This is a genomic window from Pedobacter aquatilis (assembly GCF_032678405.1).
In the GTDB taxonomy this organism is placed as follows: Bacteria; Bacteroidota; Bacteroidia; order Sphingobacteriales; family Sphingobacteriaceae; genus Pedobacter; species Pedobacter aquatilis_A.
On the sequence record NZ_JAVTSJ010000003.1, the window covers coordinates 191,510 to 211,617 of the forward strand.

General features: G+C 38.0%; 15 protein-coding genes. 2 read left to right on the forward strand and 13 right to left on the reverse strand.

Annotation, left to right across the window (positions count from 1 at the left end; all coding sequences use genetic code 11):
• Positions 1-15 precede the first annotated feature (15 nt).
• From R2R71_RS10110 to R2R71_RS10150, 9 genes are all read right to left on the reverse strand, one after another.
• Entirely contained in the window at positions 16-1,611 is a 1,596-nt protein-coding gene (locus R2R71_RS10110; RefSeq protein WP_316831159.1) for a SusD/RagB family nutrient-binding outer membrane lipoprotein, read from the reverse strand.
• Between the two features lie 31 nt (positions 1,612-1,642).
• On the reverse strand, positions 1,643-4,969 hold the full coding sequence (locus R2R71_RS10115) for a SusC/RagA family TonB-linked outer membrane protein (protein WP_316831160.1): 3,327 nt from the start codon (positions 4,967-4,969) through the stop codon (positions 1,643-1,645).
• A 97-nt stretch (positions 4,970-5,066) separates the two neighbouring features.
• On the reverse strand, positions 5,067-6,254 hold the full coding sequence (locus R2R71_RS10120) for an ROK family protein (protein ID WP_316831161.1): 1,188 nt from the start codon (positions 6,252-6,254) through the stop codon (positions 5,067-5,069).
• Positions 6,255-6,386: 132 nt separating this feature from the next.
• On the reverse strand, positions 6,387-7,577 hold the full coding sequence (lepB, locus tag R2R71_RS10125; RefSeq protein ID WP_316831162.1) for a signal peptidase I: 1,191 nt from the start codon (positions 7,575-7,577) through the stop codon (positions 6,387-6,389).
• Positions 7,578-7,733: 156 nt separating this feature from the next.
• Positions 7,734-8,930, reverse strand: coding sequence for a signal peptidase I (lepB, locus tag R2R71_RS10130; RefSeq protein WP_316831163.1), 1,197 nt, complete (start codon positions 8,928-8,930; stop codon positions 7,734-7,736).
• 169 nt (positions 8,931-9,099) lie between these two features.
• Positions 9,100-9,834, reverse strand: coding sequence for a 4-hydroxy-tetrahydrodipicolinate reductase (gene dapB, locus R2R71_RS10135; protein WP_316831164.1), 735 nt, complete (start codon positions 9,832-9,834; stop codon positions 9,100-9,102).
• 24 nt (positions 9,835-9,858) lie between these two features.
• A complete protein-coding gene (locus tag R2R71_RS10140; protein WP_316831165.1) occupies positions 9,859-10,599 on the reverse strand; it encodes a DUF5683 domain-containing protein in 741 nt (246 codons plus the stop codon).
• Positions 10,599-11,507, reverse strand: a complete 909-nt coding sequence (locus R2R71_RS10145) for a ParB/RepB/Spo0J family partition protein (RefSeq protein WP_316831166.1) — start codon at positions 11,505-11,507, stop codon at positions 10,599-10,601. Before R2R71_RS10145 ends, R2R71_RS10140 begins: the two co-directional genes overlap by 1 nt.
• A gap of 7 nt (positions 11,508-11,514) precedes the next feature.
• Entirely contained in the window at positions 11,515-12,318 is an 804-nt protein-coding gene (locus tag R2R71_RS10150; RefSeq protein WP_316831167.1) for an AAA family ATPase, read from the reverse strand.
• Positions 12,319-12,500: 182 nt separating this feature from the next.
• On the opposite strand from R2R71_RS10150, the gene R2R71_RS10155 reads away from it, so the two are divergent.
• The gene (locus R2R71_RS10155) at positions 12,501-13,022 is read left to right on the forward strand and encodes an NADPH-dependent FMN reductase (protein ID WP_316831168.1); all 522 of its coding nucleotides are present in this window, start codon (positions 12,501-12,503) and stop codon (positions 13,020-13,022) included.
• Between the two features lie 119 nt (positions 13,023-13,141).
• Here R2R71_RS10155 and R2R71_RS10160 read toward each other — a convergent pair whose 3' ends face one another.
• The gene (locus R2R71_RS10160; protein WP_316831169.1) at positions 13,142-13,594 is read right to left on the reverse strand and encodes a hypothetical protein; all 453 of its coding nucleotides are present in this window, start codon (positions 13,592-13,594) and stop codon (positions 13,142-13,144) included.
• Between the two features lie 19 nt (positions 13,595-13,613).
• On the opposite strand from R2R71_RS10160, the gene R2R71_RS10165 reads away from it, so the two are divergent.
• On the forward strand, positions 13,614-15,275 hold the full coding sequence (locus R2R71_RS10165; protein WP_316831170.1) for an ABC transporter substrate-binding protein: 1,662 nt from the start codon (positions 13,614-13,616) through the stop codon (positions 15,273-15,275).
• A 59-nt stretch (positions 15,276-15,334) separates the two neighbouring features.
• On the opposite strand, the gene R2R71_RS10170 is transcribed toward R2R71_RS10165, so the two are convergent.
• The 3 genes from R2R71_RS10170 to R2R71_RS10180 all read right to left on the reverse strand — a co-directional run bounded on the left by R2R71_RS10170 (position 15,335) and on the right by R2R71_RS10180 (position 20,074).
• Positions 15,335-17,764, reverse strand: coding sequence for a TonB-dependent receptor domain-containing protein (locus R2R71_RS10170; protein ID WP_316831171.1), 2,430 nt, complete (start codon positions 17,762-17,764; stop codon positions 15,335-15,337).
• 250 nt (positions 17,765-18,014) lie between these two features.
• The gene (locus tag R2R71_RS10175; protein ID WP_316831172.1) at positions 18,015-19,253 is read right to left on the reverse strand and encodes a cyclopropane-fatty-acyl-phospholipid synthase family protein; all 1,239 of its coding nucleotides are present in this window, start codon (positions 19,251-19,253) and stop codon (positions 18,015-18,017) included.
• 17 nt (positions 19,254-19,270) lie between these two features.
• Entirely contained in the window at positions 19,271-20,074 is an 804-nt protein-coding gene (locus R2R71_RS10180; protein ID WP_316831173.1) for a DUF1365 domain-containing protein, read from the reverse strand.
• Positions 20,075-20,108 lie beyond the last annotated feature (34 nt).

Sequence of the window (20,108 nt, forward strand, 5' to 3'; positions counted from 1 at the left end):
CCCATTTTAAAGTTATTAATTTATATCCCAAAAGATTTTAGTTGTTAAATTATCTTTTCCCTGAACCGACGCATAATTAGTTGCATTATACGAAATTTCGCTTGAAGGATATAACCATCTTACAGGTGGTTGTTTTTGATTGCTCGAATTATCAGTATTGAAAGCCAATACCGGTAAATCTAACCTCCTCAACTCCGCCCAACCCTCAATTGGCTGTATAACGTTATAGTTTAACCATTTTTGTGTGGCAATAAGACTTAGTTTAGTTGCTGTAGAGGTTGCACCCGTCCAGATAATTGCTGGTTTCGCAGTATAAGTGGCAATCTCTGCATCACTTGTAGCAGTTAAAGCGCCAGCAGTATTATCGGCACTCAGTGTCCTTACCCAATAATAAAAGTTTATCGATTGTTTAATACCTGCTTCGTAAGTAGATTTAGCCATGGCATCGTTACCTGCCTTCAGGTAGTACTCTGCCAATAATAAATTTACATCGGCAGCTGTAATCAGGATACCTGGAAAATACTGGTTTCTGCTTACTGTAGAACGGTTGTAAATTGCTAAAGTACCGCCATTTACAAGGGTAGTCTGTGCACCGGCATCTAAGCTCTGATCTAATCCATTATATACACCTGCTGCGTTTGCTCCTGGCTCAAACAAAGCCCTTAAACGTGGATCAGCAGATGTTTTCATGTGATCAATCATTTTCTTACCGGCAATATTTGAATTCCATCCCGAGCTTTCTAAACCGTCCTGGAATCCTTTAGCATTAATATCGCTACCTAAATCATAAACCCTGAGCAAAATATTATCATCGTTTACAGTTACTAAAGGATATTTTGTAGGATTTGCTAAAATAGCTGCAATTTCAGTATTTGCACGTGATGAAAAGTTACTACTTGCAGAAACCCGCATTAACATACGTAAACGAAGCGAATTACAATATTTTTGCCATAGGGTAACGTTTCCTTTATTGATCAGATCCTGAGTTTTAAAACTGCTTGCCGTAGCTGAAGGTACCGTTATGGTAGATAATGCATCTGAGAAGCCCTTTAAATCGTCAAGCATTGTTGTATAAATACTTTCAGCGCTCTGGTATTTGGCATAAGAGGCACTGTAACTGCCACCATTTGTACTTAACATACCTGCCTCAGCCCAAGGAATATCGCCATGTAAATCAACTACCTTTTCAGTGTGATCATAAAAATATATCGCCGCTGTGATCATAAATATTTTATTATCAGCTTGCTGTGCAGCAGTAGAAGCATTATAGATTTTCTGCAATTCTCTGTATTGCGCTAAAAAACTGTAATAATTGTTCCATCTGTCGCTAACGCCCGAAGCCGGCGGAATGTATTGGCCAATAGCATTAATCCAGCCTACAGCTTGAGTATATTGGTTTACAGATGTACGTTGTACAACAAAATAATTCCAATAGCTTGGAACCACATATTCCCTGTTTGTGTAAATTAACCCTGCGAATTGTTTATCAACCGTCGACTCAGCAAGGGTTGAAGGGTTTCTGTAAGCATCTGCAAAATCTGATTTCTTACATGATGAGATAACTAATGCAGTGCATAAAGTCATCGTTATAAGTGATAATGTCTTTTTCATCTTAATTTTATTTTTCCCATTTAACCACTAATTAAAAACCTGCTCTAAGCATAAAACCATAGGTTCTTGTTGCCGGGTTCGACCCTGCATTAGTAATGGTTTGTGTCCATCTCGAACCTGATGTAAGTTGCTCAGGATCTAAATCCTTGATCGTTCTGTAAACGTAAAACAGGTTTCGTCCGAAAGCTGAAATCTGTAAGTTTTTAGCACCGATTTTTTTAGCCAGGTTTGCCGGAATTTTATATCCGAAAGTGATTTCACGCATTTTTATATAGTTGTTTTTAACAACATATAGTTCGTAGCGTGATGAGCTATATTGAGGACCACCCCAATTGTACGTATTCCAATAGTAATACGATTGAGAAATTACATTAGTATTTGGTTGCCCGTTGGCTAAAACGCCCGGCATTAACATACCATCGTGGTAAACTTTTTCGCCGTTAGGACCTTGTGCTCCACTGGTTTGAACACCAACACCTGCCGCATTACGATAATAAGTTAAACCTCCATGGTCTGTATCCATATAGTTTAAACTCTCTTCAAGTAAACCACGGCTAATCATCCAGTTAATACCCGTAGGCATTACATGCCCGCCATAACGGAAGTCCATTACTACATCCAAAGAGAAGTTTTTGTAGTTAAAATTGTTGATTAAGCCACCAATAATCTTTGGCATTGCATTACCGGCCTTTACCATATTATTTGCATCAAGCGCATATAGTCCATCACTATTAATCACATCCTGACCAGCTGCATTTTTTAAGATCGGGTGTACATAAATATCGCCCATTGGCTGACCAACAATTGATTTCAATTGTGCAGCATTACCATCATAATCGGCATGCAGTAATTCAGTTGCACCATTAGCTAATTTTTCTACAACGTTTTTGTTGTTTGAGAAATTAAGGGTTGCATTCCAGTTAAAGTTAGCAGATCTTACAGGCGAACCACTTAAAGCTACCTCGATACCTTTATTTCTTAGCGTACCTACGTTAGCCAAAATTGAAGTTGCACCTGAAGTAGATGGCAAGGTTAAAGGAAGAATCTGATCAGCGATTTGTGCATTATAGTAAGATACATCCAGACGCAAACGATCTTTGATCATGCGCATTTCTAAACCAAGTTCAAATTCTTTCTTACGTTCTGGCTTAATTAACTCGTTGCCGTATGCAGATGGGATTGTGGTATAAAGCACCGAGCTCGAACCGCCCTGAGAACCCAAAGTATTTTGCGTGTAGGCTACATTTGCCATATACACAGAAGGATAATTACCTACTATACCCCATGACGCACGTAATTTACCATAACTAATGAATGATGGCATTTTGAAAGCTTCTGAGAATACAAAACCCGAGTTAACAGAAGGATAAACGAAACTATTCTGATTTGGGTTCATCGATGAAGTTCTATCTCTACGAACCGTACCCTCAATAAATAAATAATCTCTGAAACTTCCGTTTATGGTTCCTAGCAAAGCATCTTTTACTAATCTTCTTCTGTAATTTAAGTTTGAATTAAATGTAGACTGATTAACTGAAGCAGCAAGATCATACCAGTTTTCTACGCTTAAACCACCATTCGTTTCTCTTTGAACTGAATTATAGGTTTCGCGTGTTGCTGTATAACCACCCATTGCGGTAATACCGAAATCTTCATTGATTTTTTTAGTATAAGTTAACAATGCATCACCGTAAAGGATTTTGCTGTTATAATTCATTAAACCAAAATAACCTGAATTACCAAAAGCAAGCGGTTTGTCGTTTGGATTTGAACTCTCGGTTTTCTGTGAGGTTATATCCGACGAGACTCTTGCACGAAGTTTCAAATCATCGATAATGCTCCAGGTATTGGTTAAACTACCGATTAAACGATCACTGAATTCATTTTCGTTATTTTCTCTTACATTCCAGATATAATCTGCCACATCAGATCTAAATCCGTTATAGATAATATTTTCTGAAGGCGTTACACTTTGGTTTGTGCCGGTCACATACTTATAACCTCTACTTGTTTTATAGCGGTCATAGTACCAATCCGGGTTATCGAAACGCCCGATCATACCTGTGAAGTTATTAATCATACGATCAACCATAAATGGTCTGTTGTGTGTGTATTGATTAATATAATTTACAACCAGGTCAGTAGTAAATTTCTTACCCAACTTAAATGAGGTGTTCAGGTTAGCAATATTTTTTTCATTTTTAGTGCCGTAACTAACACCCTCATTATCCTGACGGGTTAATGAGAAACGGGTATTTGAATTTTCTGTAGCATTTGATACAGCTACGTTAATTACCGAATTATGTGCAGTCTGGAAAAATTTAGCGTAATTATTCTCCTGAGCTACATATGGTCGCATCTGGCCATCCCAAGCTAATGTTGGCTGACCATCAAATAAAGGACCGAAGTTAATGGTAAATGCACCTACACCTCTGGTTTCTTTTGTTCCATTACCATCTCTGTCTACGTAAACGAATCCGTCGGCTGCCTGGCCTGCGTCAGAATAAAAAGGATCAATCCCTGGGCCACGAACATTTTGATATCTTGGCAGATATGCAACTTTATCATTTGAGTAATTTGCGTTTACATCAATACTGAATCCTTTTGTTCCTTTACCACTTTTTGTAGTGATTAAAACCACACCGTTTACCGCATCAGAACCATAAAGCGCAGCTGCCGATGCACCCTTTAAAATGGAAATACTTTCGATATCTTCATTATTGATATCTAAAAGTCCGTTCCCACGCATCCTTTGATCGCCCCAATAATCATTATTGTTATAATCGCCATCGCGGATTGGAATACCATCAACTACAATAAGTGGCTGGGTTTTATTCGTAATAGAGTTTACACCACGGATATTAATATTTACACCACTTGTAGCCCCGCCTGGTGCTGAAGAGATCCGAACACCTGGTGCTTTACCATACATAGCGCTGGCAAAGTTTGTTGCCCCGGCTTGTGTAATCTCTTTTGATGAAATGGTGTTAACAGCATAGCCCAGGGATTTAGCTTCCCTTTTAACGCCCAGTGCAGTTACCACAACATCATTTAAGTTATTGTCGCTCGCCGTTAAGCTAACTGCAATACTCGTCTGCCCTCCTACTAATACTTCTTTGGTTTGGTAACCTAAAATGGAAATAACTAAGGTTTCAGTGCTTTGAGCTGTAATTGAAAATTTACCGTCAATATCCGTTTGTGTGGCCTTTTTTGAACCTTTAATGGTTACTGTAGCTCCTGGAACTGGCCCTTGGTTATCTTTAACCGTTCCGGAGATGGTTTTTTGTTGTGCAAATGCTGCTATGGTAAAAAGGCATAGCAATAGCATAGACATGCACTTGAAGTACATTTTCTTCATGATTTAGTAAATTTGGTAAGTTTAATCAGTTGTTTGTAGTTAGGGATGGTTTTTAGTGTTTCTATTTTTCCATATACTTTATTTTAGGTTTAACTTATTATAATTCAATATGTTCAACAACCAGACTGGCAGCTCCCAACAATTCTGCTTCATCAGTTAGCCTGGATAATTTAATTTTTGTTTGCTCCGCAATTCTTGGAATTGAGAATTCATTAACGGCAAGTTCTATAGAAGGCAATAACGCTTTCCCGGCTTTAGCTCCGCGACCACTTAACACAATGCACTCCGGGTTCATAATATGAATCAATGTAGCTAAGCCTTTACCTAAATCAAATGCCGATTTCGATAATATTGAAATAGCCAATGGATCATATTGTGCAGCAGCATCCAAAAAGTGCTCACCAGCCAGTTTAGAATCATCTCTGAAAAGTGTTTTCATGCTCGACTCCGCTCCTTCTGCGAGCGCCTGTTCAGCACGTTCTGCCATTACTTTTAGTGAGGTATTTACTTCCAGACAGCCTCTTTTACCACAAGAGCAAAGATTGTTCGAATCTGACAAGGGAATATGACTAAACTCCCCTGCAAAACCACTACTACCACGATACAACTGCCCGTTTATAATCATTCCTAAGCCTGTACCCCAGCCAATATTAACAACCAGTACATCCTTAAGCCCCATGGCGATACCAAATTTCAGTTCCGCAAGCGCTACCAGGTAAGAGTCGTTTTCGATAAAAACGGGAAGACTCAACTGCCTGGTCAGGTATTCTTGTAAAGTTGAACCATCGCCAGGTTGAAGAAATGTATAGTTTATTCCTTTAACTGCATCAGTAAAACCAGGCATACCTAATCCAATTCCTAGAAAATCGCCATGTGCTATTGCTGAAGCTTTTAATGAGCTCTTGATAAATTCGGTGAGCTGGTTTAATCCCAGCTGCGCATCAGAAATATTAAGGCTTAATTTTTCGCCACGAAAAACCACCCTTCCACCTAAATCGAAAACGGAAATCCTGGTGATAAACTGATCCATGGCAACAGCCACTATATATTTTTTCTGATCAGGATTTAATAGAAATGTTGCAGGCCTTCTGCCACCGGTAGATGGAGCCAGTCCTTTTTCAATAATATAACCTTCGGCTATGAGACTGGTAACTGCAGAAGTTACTAATGGAATGCTCCTTTGCGCAAATTTACTTAATGCATTAATAGAAAGCGATTTGTGGTAATACAAATGCTTCAGAATTTCGGCTCGCAAACGTTGGTTTTTTTCAACAATTATCGACATTCCTAAAAGTTTTAATAAACTTATAAAATAATTTTAAAACAATGAAATACTTTTTAATTTTTTTTTAAAGTATTCTCGCAAATAAAAAAACAGCCATTAATATGGCTGTTTTAAAAATTAACTATCTGAGGCTTAATGTATTCCTTTAAGTAACCTGTTCCATCTTATTTTCTGAAAAAACGACGCTGTACTATCCCAGCTCATCCAGATAAATAATGCTTTACCTACAACATGATCTTCGGGCAAAAAGCCCCAGTAACGTGAATCAATTGAATTATGGCGGTTATCTCCCATCATCCAGTAATAATTCATCTTAAAGGTATATGCTGTCGCGATTTTATCATTGATGTACCAGTCTTTTCCTTTTTGTTCTACTTTATTACCCTCGTAAGTTCTAATAGCCCTGTAATATAAAGGCATGGTGTTACTGTCAATTTTAACCGTCCATCCTTTTTTGGGGATTTGCACCGGCCCAAAATTATCTACATTCCATTTGCGGTTTTTATCTAAAGGAAAAAGGTCTCCATCATCTACCGATGCTGGTTTAACCTGCAATTCAACGGCTTTTATGAAATCTAATTTTTTTAATTCTGCGGCCATTTCCGCCGTCCCGTTAGCCAGGTAAGTATCATCACTAAGCTGCTGCATTTCATCAATCCTGAAGCCTAAATCTTTAAATACATCGAAATTAACCTCAGTAGTTTTAAGCTGAATTTTATAAGGCATTTGTCCTGTATTTTTTAAGGGTTCAGCTTTTCCGTTCACACTTACCACGCCATCTTTCATGCTGATAACATCGCCTGCAATACCAATGCAACGCTTAATAATATTTTCCCTTTTATCAACCGGACGACTGGTTATGGTATACTGACTGTTAACAGTTTTCCAATCAGACTGGCGCACTAAATTGTAATAACTTGGCTCCTGATTTTCCAGAGCAACGGTATCTCCAACCGGCAAATTAAAAACGACAATATCATTCCTTTTTATGTTAGAAAGGCCGGGTAAACGATGGTATTTCCATTGAACTCCATCCCAATAGGCTTTGGTACCCGTTAACGGCATGGTATGATGGGCAAAAGGAAAAGCAACAGGGGTCATTGGGATACGGGCGCCATAATTTACCTTACTTACGAAAAGGAAATCGCCAATTAGCAGTGAGCGTTCCATGGAGCCTGAAGGAATAGTATAGGCTTCGATGAAGAAAACACGGATAATAGTTGCCGCAATTACTGCAAAAACAATTGCATCTACCCACTCACGGGTTTTGCTTTTTTTCTTTTTATTGGTGTCCTTCTTTTTTTGCCAGAATTTCCAGTTCATGTTAAAATCAGTTTAGTTTTTAATAACCCCTTTTAGATAAACGAATGGAAATTTTGTTACAGCACTGATTACCAGTTAACAGTTTGATTAAAAACAAAACAGTAAGCCATAAAAAAAGCGGAAGATTTAAATTCTTCCGCTTTTGCCTTTAATTTTTTAATTAATTCCTTTAAGCAACCTGCTCCATCGTATTTTATGGAAGAACGAGGCTTCGCTATCCCAGCTCATCCAGATGAATAATGCTTTCCCAACGATATGGTCTTCAGGTACAAAACCCCAGTAACGCGAATCGGCAGAATTATGGCGGTTATCACCCATCATCCAGAAATAATTCATTTTAAACGTGTATGATGTAGCAATTTTATCATTGATGTACCAGTCTTTTCCTTTTTGCTCTACTTTATTACCTTCATAAGTTCTGATGGCTCTATAATAAAGTGGCATCGTATTGCTGTCAATATTAACGGTCCATCCTTTTGCAGGGATTTTTATAGAACCGAAATTATCACGATTCCAAACGCGTTTAGGGTCATGCGGAAATATGCCACCTGCTTCAATTTCAGCAGCCGTTGATGCATCCATCGTTACGCTTTTTACAAAATCCAAAGCCCTAAGTTCATCTGCCATTTCAGGAGAAATATTTACAACATAGGTGTTTGGGCCAACGGCCGGAGTATTACCCAGGTTTAACTTAAAATCGTCGAGTGCCGAATAATTAAATTCCATGGTTTTAAACACCAGGCGATAAGGCATCATACCTGTACTTTTTAAGGGTTCGTCTTTTCCGTTAACATTTGCAATACCATTTTTCATACTGATGACATCTCCCGGAATACCAATACAGCGCTTAATGAAGTTTTCACGCTTATCAACCGGGCGGCTGATGATGGTAAATCGGCTGTTTACCGCCTCTCTGCCAAATTGCCTTTCCATATCATAGTAATTAGATACCTGGTCTTCCACCGCAACGGTATCTCCTTCAGGAAAGTTAAATACAACGACATCATTCCTTTTAACTTCAGATAAACCCGGTAAACGATGGTATTTCCATTGAACACCATCCCAATAGGCTTTTGTTGAGCTTGTAAATGGCATCGTGTGATGTGCAAAAGGGAAAGCAACAGGTGTCATCGGAATACGGGCCCCGTAATTTACTTTACTTACAAACAGGAAATCACCGATAAGTAAAGAGCGCTCCATTGAACCAGAAGGAATGGTATAAGCCTCAATAAAAAACACCCTGATTATGGTTGCTGCAACTACCGCAAAAACAATTGCATCAACCCACTCGCGGGTTTTGGTTTTTTTCTTTTTGTTGGCATCCTTTTTCTTCTGCCAGAATTTATAATTCATATTTTTTGTTTAGTTGGTTAACGGATTAATTGCGCAATCCGGCTAACTGGTATCTGATTTTTTATTGCTTATGACAACACAAATTAAGTGTTTACACCAATTTCTTTTTCCGCTTTAGATCTTCTGCTTTTATTTTTCGCTTTGATCTTTTGGCTTTAGGCTTTCAGCTTTACTCAAATATATCAGTAATACTGAAAAATCCTCTTTTGTCTTTTACCCATTCTGCCGCAACCACAGCACCTAAGGCAAAACCGGCACGATTATGTGCAGTATGTTTAATCTCAATTTCGTCTACTTCACTGCTGTAAATTACAGTATGGGTTCCGGGAATATTTTCAATCCTGTGCGATTCGATAAGCAATTGTTCAGCTGTAGGAAATAACTCTACGTTGCTTCCCACAACTTCGTTTAACCACTCCGATTTTCGCTCTATGTTATCTACAATACCTTCAGCTAAAGTTATTGCCGTTCCGCTTGGCGCATCAAGCTTTTGGGTATGGTGTATTTCTTCCACCTGTACATCGTAAGCTGGATACTTATTCATCAGTTTTGCCAAAGTTTGGTTTAACTTAAAAAACAAGTTAACCCCAATGCTAAAATTAGAGCCATAAAGCAAGGTATTATTGCTGGTGTTGCATTCGTTTTTAACTTCCTGCAGCTTACCGTACCAGCCCGTAGTGCCTACCACAACGGGTACATTGGCATCAAAGCAGGTATAAATATTATTCAACACCGAATCAGGCGTACTAAAATCAATAGCTACATCAGCAGCCTTAAGGTTCTGCCTGGTTAACTCTTCCTGGTTATCTATTGATATTTTTAAAACGATTTCATGGCCACGCTCAAGTGCAAATTTTTCGATAATCTGCCCCATTTTACCATATCCTAAAAGCGCAATTTTCATTTATGTAATTTTTATAATTAGTAATTAAAACCTTAACGATACTTTTAATGCAGGCATGGTATTAAATCCATACATCGAATTTTGATTTATCATTAGTGATGGGGTTACTTTTAAGGCAACAGAATCGTCAATATTAAAGTAATTTAAACGGGCGGCTACATAAGCATCGATAACCTGAATTGCATAAACTGCAACATAAGAAAAAATAATGATTTGGGTATTCCTTTTATAAATCGCCTGCGCATCGGTAATATTGGTATCGCCGTACCTAATCAGGTCAGGATTTACGGCTAGCTTTTTCGACGCATCTGTTTGTACCTTATTAAAGGCTCTAACCTGAGCTTCTTTGAGGAATATTTTATAGTTACTCCTGTTATCGATATAGGATAGTGTAAGCAGCGTAAGTCCCCCGTAAATGATACCCACTTTACTTAGGGTATAGGTTTTTTGCCAGAAGTGGCCCGTTTTTTCGCCTTTAGCATTAAGCTTATCGCGTAGCATCTGGTTATTGTAAAGTTGCCCCCAGCCCGGAACAATTAACGACTTAAATATCGCTTTTCGCCCGGCAATCTTACCTGGATTAACATATTTTACCTTGGTCGTGTCTGTTATTTTTTTTGTTGAATCAATTCTGACCAACCTAACCGGAGCATTTTTTGTCGAATCAACTGGTTTTAATACCGTATCCTTAACCTGGGCAGAAGCCAGATTTACAAGTATAAATGTAAATATAGAAAGCAGTATTAAACGCTTAACTGTCAGCATTACCAATCTAATAACTCTAAAATCCGGTTCAGGTCGTCGTCGCTCACAAAAGGAATTTCAATTGCTCCTTTACCGTTCTGACTAACCTTTAATTTTACACGAGTAGCAAATTTAGAGGCCAGGTCGTCCTGAAGCTTCTGGTACTGGAAAGAAACACCTTTTGCCTTTGGTTTATCCTCTGCTTTAACCGGAGCATGCTGAAGGTTACGAACCAACTCTTCTACTTTACGCACCGATAAGCCTTTCTCTAAAATCTCCTGGTGAATGAACAACTGCCGGTCAACGCCATCAACATTAATTAAAGCACGTGCATGTCCCATCGAAATTCTTTGATCACGGATAGATGCCTGAATTGCAGGTGGAAGTTTCAATAAACGCAGGTAATTGGTTACAGTGGTACGGTTTTTACCTACACGTTCACCTAATTGTTCTTGTTTTAATCCTACTTCATCAATCATTCGCTGAAAACTCAAAGCAACTTCTATTGCATTTAAATTCTCTCTCTGAATGTTCTCAATAAGCGCCATTTCCAGCATCTGCTGGTCGTTAGCACTGCGTATATAAGCAGGAACTTGTGTTAAGCCTGCCAGTTTAGATGCCCTGAACCTTCTTTCACCAGATATTAACTGGTATTTGTTGGCACTGAGTTTTCTAACGGTAATCGGCTGAATTAAACCTTGCACTTTTATCGAATCGGCAAGCTCATTTAAAGCTACCTGATCAAATTCGGTACGCGGCTGGTATGGATTGGTTTCAACTTCACTTAAATTTACATGACTGATGTTACCAACCTGCTCAGTTTCACTTACGGCATTTACCTGTTGCTTTGGTGGATGAGTAGATTCGCTATCATCTAAAAGCGCACTTAATCCTCTACCTAAACCTGTTTTTCGCTGAAAAGATGTCATCTATAATTTATAAAGTTGCTGTACCAATATTTTCTTCTTCCTTTAACAGGCCATTTTTCTTCACAATTTCGCGGGCAAGGTTCAAGTAATTAATTGCGCCTTTGCAGTTGGCATCGTGCATAATAACCGAAACACCATAACTTGGTGCCTCACTCAAACGCGTATTACGCTGGATAATTGTTTCGAAAACCAATTCGTTGAAATGGGTTTTCACTTCTTCTACCACCTGGTTCGATAAACGTAAACGAACATCGTACATCGTTAATAAAATGCCTTCTATTTCCAATTCAGGGTTTAAACGGTTTTGTACAATTTTAATTGTATTCAACAACTTACCTAAACCTTCAAGGGCGAAATATTCACATTGAACAGGAATGATTACAGAATCTGCTGCCGTTAATGCATTGATGGTAATTAAACCCAAAGATGGTGAACAATCGATAATGATAAAATCGTACTGATCTTTAACTTTCTCCAGAACAGCCTTCATTTTATATTCACGGTTGTTCAGGTTAATCATCTCGATTTCGGCACCAACCAAATCGATATGTGCCGGAAGTAAATCTAAATTTGGTGTATCCGTTTTCTGAATCGCTTTTAACGGATCGATATCATTAATGATACACTCGTAGATACTATCTTTAATATTTCTTGGATCGAAGCCAATACCTGAAGTTGAATTCGCCTGAGGATCAGCATCAACCAATAAAGTTTTGTATTCCAGTACGGCTAAACTAGCAGCCAGGTTAATTGATGAAGTTGTTTTACCAACACCACCTTTTTGATTTGCTAATGCAATAATTTTGCTCATCTATGTATCAGAAATTTACTTAACGCTTATTTAAGGCCAACTAACATATGCCTTTTAATCGACAAAAAGTTCTATTTTTGCGTTGTTTACGCCCTTTTTCTCAATCAGCTAAGATACAAACTATATGGCAATTTTAGCAATAAGGGCTTTCGGGTTTTAAACATCTTATTAACAATTTACCCATGATTACAATCATAGCTGCTACAAACAGACCAAATAGCAATACGCTGAAAATTGCCAGATATTATCAGCAACAGCTTAAAATAAAAGGAGCTGAAGCTAAGCTGCTCAGTCTTGAACATTTACCTGCCGATGTTTTAAACACCGATATGTATGGAAAACGTTCGGCTGCATTTCAGAAAATCCAGGATTTAATCTCATCTACAGATAAATTCCTTTTCATCATGCCCGAATATAACGGAAGTTATCCCGGTGTTTTAAAAGTGCTTATTGATGCCTGCACTTTTCCTGATAGTTTTTATGATAAGAAAGCGGCACTTGTGGGTATTTCATCAGGCAAATATGGTAATATTCGTGGTGTCGATCATTTTACAGGGGTGTGCCACTATGTACACTTAAATATTTTACCCTTACGCCTGCACATTCCAAATATTAAAAGCGAACTTGATGCCGATGGTAATCTAATTAAAGAGGATACCATTAAATTCACCAACGAACAGATAGATAAATTTATAAAATTTTAGGTCAGGATTTAGCGATTTAGAATAAGCGACTGCTTCATTGCCGTGAGCTGTGACATACATACCGTTTTATAATTTCGTTGTGCCTGTCTGCTACAATTCGGAGCTTTAGTCTTTCAGCTTTATGCGCCAAACCTAATCCATTTATCGCCCTCGTGTCCAAAAATAAACGAGCCCGGGTGAATCATTTCGGCCATATCTTCTATTAATGAAACTGCATTTTCTGCCGATCGCTCACGGTTAACATCATCATTTAACAAAATGATACGATTGTTTTGAACGGCCTGCCAATCTGAATTCAGCACCGAAGGAATTTCACGCATTAAATCCGTTAAGGTTTTCCCCGGTTGGTAATAAATAACAAATGCAGCATTAAAAACATCCGATTCGACCATTCCACCAGCCAATGCAATCTCTTCGGTTAAAAAGTAACTTGGATTATTATTAACATCAAGCAAGGCAACAGGCATTTTATCCATAAACTTAATCTTATGCTCCACAATAGCTAAACGTTCCTGTAAATCTTCCTGTTTTGTGGCATCCAGCCCGATAAATAAATCGTTTAAAAAAGACATCTGCATTAAATTTATTAATTTGTGCAAAAATAACATTCCTTACCGCATGCAAGGTTCTTTTAAGTATATATTTTGTTTTTTTTGCAGCCTTATTGTCATTTCCTGTAAAGAAACAACGGATGATAATAACAAAAAAGTATTCAATATAAACCTCGATCAGGGCTTAACATCTCTAGATCCGGCTTTCGCCCGCAACCAGAATGCCATTTGGATGACCAACCAGATTTTCAATGGCCTGGTTCAAATAGATTCTGCCTTGCAAACCGTTCCCTGCATTGCAAAAAGCTGGCAGATATCGGCCGATGCCACAACTTACACTTTTAATCTGCGGAATGATGTTTACTTTCAGGACGACCCCGTTTTTAAAAATGGTAAAGGAAGAAAAGTTGTAGCCAGTGATTTCGCTTATAGTTTTTATCGATTAATCGATCCTAAGGTTGCTTCATCAGGCGGCTGGATTTTCAGCGACAAGGTTAAGGATGAAAAGAATTTTATTGCACTTAATGATTCCACTTTTCAGATAAAACTCGTTCGTCCCTTTCCACCATTCATGAATTTACTTACCTCTCAATATTGCTCTGTGGTACCAAAGGAAGTGGTTGAGCATTATGGAAAGGATTTCAGAAGTCATCCTGTTGGAACAGGTCCTTTTAAATTTAAATACTGGAAAGAAGGTGAGATTTTGGTGCTCCTGAAAAACGAACATTATTGGGAAAAAGATTCAAACGGACTTAGCCTGCCCTATATTGATGCCTTGAAAGCTTCTTTCATTACCGATAAACAAAGTGGCTTTATGAGCTTTCTAAAAAAAGACCTCGACTTTTATTACAGTGTTGATGGAAGCTACCGCGATGATATCCTGACAAAAAGTGGCAAAATGACCTCAAAATATAAAGGCAAGTTTAATTTGAGAAAAGGCCCTTACCTATGCACGGAGTATGTTGGGATTCTGGTGGATAGCACCCTTGATATTGTGAAACATTCGCCATTGAGATTAAAAAAAGTAAGGCAGGCGATAAACTATTCCATCGACAGGGAAAAACTCATTAAATACTTGAGAAATGGCATTGGGATACCTGCAACTTCGGGATTTATACCGAAGGGAATGCCTGGTTTTGATAGCGCCGCTGTTCATGGTTACCATTACGACCCCAAACTCGCGGCCAGGTTATTAGCTGAAGCTGGTTTTCCTGAAGGAAAAGGACTAACGGAAATTACCTTAAACACCACCACAACTTATAAAGATTTAATAGAATTTATTCAGGGCGAACTGAGTGCCATAGGCATTAAAACAAAAATTGATGTAAGCCCCAGTGCCAGCTTACGTGATTTAATGTCGAAAAACAACGTAAACTTTTTCCGCGGAAGCTGGATAGCAGATTATGCCGACGGAGAAAATTACCTCTCGATGTTTTATTCTAAAAACAAAGTCCCTTATGGACCAAATTATACGGCGTTTTATAATAAAGCTTTCGATAAACTGTTTGAAGAGAGTTACTATGAACCTGATAGTGAAAAGCGGTTTAAACTTTACCGGCAGATGGATCAGATGGTGATGGATTATGCACCGGTGGTTCCTGTTTTTTACGATCAATCGGTAGTGATGCTTCAGAATAATATCAGTGGCTATCCAATGAATCCGTTGAGCTTAATGATTTTAAAGAGGGTAAAGAAGAAATAAAAAAAGCTTCCGACTTAACGCCGGAAGCTTTGACTTTATATTTAATTGGGTTTTACAATTTATTGTTGAACACCACCCATTCCACCACCTTGTTGTTGCTGGTCTTGTTTAATATCATCGTTTTTGATTTTCTTTTTCTCTGTAAATTTAAGTTTACCGAAAGTATAGCTAAAATTTAAAGTGTAGTTACGTAACGGGTAATAAATGTTTTGACTTTGATAGATTGTACCCGTTTGGTTAACTGCATTATTAATGGTTTTAATATGTAAATCTCTTGTAAACGGATTCAATGTACCTAAACCGATGCTTCCTTTTTTCTTAAATATCTCCTTTTTAATTGAAGCACCATAAATGTAAAACGGATTGGTTACACCCTGATAAGTACGTCTTTTGGAAGTAATTACGTTAAACAACTCAAAATTATATCCCTTACCAAAACCATATGCCGAACGTACAAACCAGTTGAAGTTAAAAAAGGTACCTGTATTAATATTGGTTGCATTATTGGTTACCGAATAGGTATTTCCTGCAAAATTGGTCATTAAAGTCCATTTTGGCTTAGGATTGTAAGAAGCAAACACGTTAAACCCGTAAACTGGTGCAGTACCAACGTTTATATAAGATGTTAATGTTTTATTTACGCCATTTTCTGAAATAGGTGAGATCGAATTTTCAATTACATCACTTGTGCGGCGATAGAATATCGATGCATTTATTATCGAGCCTTTAATAAAAGTATTGTAACCCAATTCGATATTATCACTTAGCTCCGGACTTAATTGAGGGTTACCTTGCATAATGTTAAACTGGTCGCTTTCGTTTCGGAAAGGATTTAAATAAGATTGTGAAGGCCTTTGTACACGTCGGTTATAACTTAGTTTTAAGGTGGCACCACCTTTTAAGTTTTGCGAGATGATGGCACTTGGAAACAGGTTTAAATAATCGTTTTTCTGAATGCCACTGCTCTGTGTATTAAAATCTATTTGTGTATACTCAGCCCTTAAACCGCCTTTAAACTTCAGTTTTTTGGTTAAATCAAAGCTGATTACACCATAAGCTGCTCCCACATTTTGGTTATATTCAAAATCCTGTGCCGTATTATCGAACTGACTCTGAATGTCTCTTAAAATTGCTTTTGCACCAACTTCTAAAGTTGTTTTCTTATTAAATGGATAAGTATAATCTGTTTGGAAAGTGTACTCATTATTTTTACCTGTATTATTACTTCTGGTTAATAATCCCGATGGATAAGTGGCTGAGGTAAGCAAGTTGCTGAAACTTGTTGGTGTACGGCCGGTAGATAACTGTGCCGAAACCGAAAACTCTTCTCCTTCTTTTTTACTGGTTTTACGATAATCTACATTCCAGTCCATGTTTCTGAAAGTCATATCCATATCACCGATATTAGATGCCGCAGCATTATTAATGATGTAGTTTGTTTCGCTCGGTCCACCATTTGAAAAACTATTCAGCTTTACAGTAGTACTGATATTATTATAGGCATTAAAATCGTAATCTAAACCTAAACTACCATTATACCCGTTGCGGCTCCATTTAGAAAACCCGCTTTGTGTAATGTTGTTTGTAGTTCCGTTTAAATAAGTAGTATTGGTAATAAATTCGGTTTGCGATTTTTGTGCATAAGCCAGATTTGTTCCTAAACTTGTATTTACGCTAAGGCGGCCGGTTTTGGCTGTTAAGTTAAATGAACCATTATTCTGGCGTGTACCTGCAGCAGCGTTTACCGAACCACTAACGCCCTGTGCATTTGATTTTTTGGTGATGATATTAATAATCCCGCCAGAACCTTCAGCATCGTATTTTGCCGACGGACTGGTAATTACTTCTACCGTTTTAATTTGTTCTGCAGGAATCATTTTCAAGGCATCGGCAACACTGCTTGCCATTGTACCCGAAGGTTTACCGTTAATTAATACCCGAACGGCACCTCCACGTAATTGAATATTTCCTGTTGGATCAACCGAAAGCATCGGAACCTTACGCATAACATCTGTAGCATCGCCACCTGCATTGGTGCCGTCAGCTTCAGCATTATAAACCATCCTGTCGATTTTATTTTCAATAATTGCCTTTGTGCCCGTTATCTGTACATCAGCGAGGTTATTTTCAGTTGACGAGATAACCACGTTTCCTAAATTTAAATCTGGCTTTCCAGGCGTTGTCGTTACCAGTATGGTTTTATTTTTGTAACCCATAAAACCAATCATCAGCTTATAAGCGTCAGGTGCAACATTCTGTAATACCAGTTTACCTTTATCATCAGTAACCCCTCCGTTAACTGATTTATTGTCTTTAATCCTTAATAAGGATATGGTTGCGTAATCTATTGGTTTTTTATTTACTGAATCTAAAACAGTTATCGAAATGCGGCCTGCAACAGTAGCTTTTTGTGCGCCTCCCATTCCGAATTGTGCTTTAGCATTAAAAAATATTCCGAGAATAAAAGTTAATAGTAGAATTCGTTTCATCTTAATAAATAGTCTTTTGTAATTAGTCTGCGCAAGGTCGTATTTGTTACAACATGGTAGAATACTTTTTACGCCACCGCATTTATTTGGTCGGTAAAAGTGCGAAAAAAAGGGGTAAACGAACTAGGTATAAAATGAATGATGTGAAACGTGAGATGGATGATGGAAAAGGTGAGCTGGAAGATGGGGAGCCAACTCCCTTATACCTTTTACATCATCCATCTCACATCAAAACCATCTCACATCAAATCTATCTCATTGTATTATTCGGACGGGTATAAACCAATTGCATTACATTAATATTCCGCATCGCAAAGGCGGCTTCGCAATAGTTCAGGTAGTAATTCCATTTACGGATAAATGCTTCATCAAAACCTAGTGCTTTAACTTTATCCAGTTGCTTATTAAATTCAAGGTACCAGAGGTGAAGTGTCTTTGCATAATCTAGCCCCATATCTTTTAAATCAACCATTGTTAAATCACCTGTGTTATTTATAGCCTTATTGATGGCAGCAACCGACGGTAGCAGTGAGCCAGGGAAAATATGTTTCTGAATCCAGTCTACACCACTCCGCAATTTATCATAGCGGCTATCAGGTGAAGTAATTACCTGAAAGGCAAAAATCCCATCAGGTTTTAAAAGCGACTGGCATTTTTCGAAATAGGTTTCCAGGAACTGGTGACCCACAGCCTCGAGCATTTCGATAGAAACAATCTTATCAAAAGTACCTTCAATTTTACGGTAGTCCTGAATAATGATTGAAACCTGATCTTGCAAACCTGCTGCTTTTACCCTTTCTAATGCCAGTTTCTGTTGCTCTTTGGAAATGGTAACCGAAGTGACCTTACAGCCATAGTTTTTTGCCAGAAATATTGCATTTCCTCCCCAGCCACTGCCAATCTCCAGCACGTGATCACTTGCCTTTACCTTTAATTGTCTTGCTAACCTATTGTATTTGGCATATTGGGCTTCTTCCAGACTTGTATTTTCATTCAGGAAATAACCACTCGAGTAAGTCATGGTTTTATCCAGAAATGTAGCAAAGAAATCGTTGTTTAAATCGTAATGTTCGGATATGTTTTTCTGCGAGCCTGCTAAAGTATTCGCCCTTCTCACATGGCTTAGTTTATTTACGAACTTAAACAGGTTTAGTGCCACCGATTTTACTTTACTCCCGGTAACGGATGGTGCATGCTCAATGTTTAAGATTATCCATTTAATAACATTTGTAATGTTAGATGTATCCCATAAACCCGAAGTGTATCCTTCGCCAAAACCGATATCACCATATAAGGCGATCGATTTAAAGAAATCAGGATGGTTAACCTGAATATTTGCATGAATCTTGTTTTCGCCATTTCCAAAAACCAAAGTTTCTCCACTGGTTAGCGTTAGTTCTAACTTTCCCAAAGTCATTTTTGAAAGTGCGCTCAGCACCACTCTCTCAAAAAAACCGGTTGATGTTCTGGAAGCGGTAATCGTATTCATAATTTTTAGGTTATTTATTAAGGTTTATATGGTCTATATACGTTACGTTGCAGCTCAGGGTTTTCGGCTTTCGGATGAAAAGGTATTTTTTTAATCCACAATTTAAAAGCCTGCCAGTGTATCATGCCCATAACCTGCAATGGAATTAAGGGAATCGACAGAAAATATTTCAACATATTGCGGTCTGAAAATGTTTTAATATCCCCCTTCAGCGTACTGATAAAAAAACGGTTACCGTTTTTATCAATATCATCAATTTTGATATCCAGATGCGCTGCAGGCACTTTTAATTTGAAATCAAACGAGTCATCATGATCTATAAATGGCGAAACATAAAAATATTTAGTTGTAATCTTGCTGAACATATCACCAGCTAACTCCTCTTTTCCGAAGAAAAAAAGTTTCATTTCGCGATAGGTGTTACTGATTTCGGCAACACAGCAAACTGCATGGTTATTTTCATCGAAACAGTAGTAAAAAGAAACCGGATTGAAATTATAACCGAGTACATTCAGGTTCGTCAGCAGCTTAATTTTCAGTTTCGTTCCGTCCACACCATAACCTTTTAAATAATCTTCAAGGTGTTGCCGGGTGTTTTTTCTTTGGTCAGGCTTTTCCCTGGGTAATTGTAAATGCTCCTTATCCCTGAAAGAAAACAGGTTAAATCGGTTGCGGCTAAACCACCTGAATTTCTTCGCCAGCAGGTCTATTTCATCCAGATCAATATAAAACATATATACGTTATACCAGAATGAATGCTTCTTCGGTGCAAGCCGGTGATGCATTACTTTGGCGGTATATATGGATGATTTTATAGACATTAATGATTTCAATTTACTAAATAATTTTTGTTTT

Excerpts from the sequence above, each read along its gene's own strand:
- dapB (WP_316831164.1), bottom strand. The coding sequence starts at position 9,834 with ATGAAAATTGCGCTTTTAGGATATGGTAAAATGGGGCAGATTATCGAA.
- R2R71_RS10115 (WP_316831160.1), bottom strand. The coding sequence starts at position 4,969 with ATGAAGAAAATGTACTTCAAGTGCATGTCTATGCTATTGCTATGCCTT.
- R2R71_RS10175 (WP_316831172.1), bottom strand. The coding sequence starts at position 19,253 with ATGAATACGATTACCGCTTCCAGAACATCAACCGGTTTTTTTGAGAGA.
- R2R71_RS10155 (WP_316831168.1), top strand. The coding sequence starts at position 12,501 with ATGATTACAATCATAGCTGCTACAAACAGACCAAATAGCAATACGCTG.
- lepB (WP_316831162.1), bottom strand. The coding sequence starts at position 7,577 with ATGAACTGGAAATTCTGGCAAAAAAAGAAGGACACCAATAAAAAGAAA.
- R2R71_RS10120 (WP_316831161.1), bottom strand. The coding sequence starts at position 6,254 with ATGTCGATAATTGTTGAAAAAAACCAACGTTTGCGAGCCGAAATTCTG.
- lepB (WP_316831163.1), bottom strand. The coding sequence starts at position 8,930 with ATGAATTATAAATTCTGGCAGAAGAAAAAGGATGCCAACAAAAAGAAA.
- R2R71_RS10160 (WP_316831169.1), bottom strand. The coding sequence starts at position 13,594 with ATGTCTTTTTTAAACGATTTATTTATCGGGCTGGATGCCACAAAACAG.
- R2R71_RS10180 (WP_316831173.1), bottom strand. The coding sequence starts at position 20,074 with ATGTCTATAAAATCATCCATATATACCGCCAAAGTAATGCATCACCGG.
- R2R71_RS10140 (WP_316831165.1), bottom strand. The coding sequence starts at position 10,599 with ATGCTGACAGTTAAGCGTTTAATACTGCTTTCTATATTTACATTTATA.
- R2R71_RS10145 (WP_316831166.1), bottom strand. The coding sequence starts at position 11,507 with ATGACATCTTTTCAGCGAAAAACAGGTTTAGGTAGAGGATTAAGTGCG.
- R2R71_RS10150 (WP_316831167.1), bottom strand. The coding sequence starts at position 12,318 with ATGAGCAAAATTATTGCATTAGCAAATCAAAAAGGTGGTGTTGGTAAA.
- R2R71_RS10110 (WP_316831159.1), bottom strand. The coding sequence starts at position 1,611 with ATGAAAAAGACATTATCACTTATAACGATGACTTTATGCACTGCATTA.
- R2R71_RS10170 (WP_316831171.1), bottom strand. The coding sequence starts at position 17,764 with ATGAAACGAATTCTACTATTAACTTTTATTCTCGGAATATTTTTTAAT.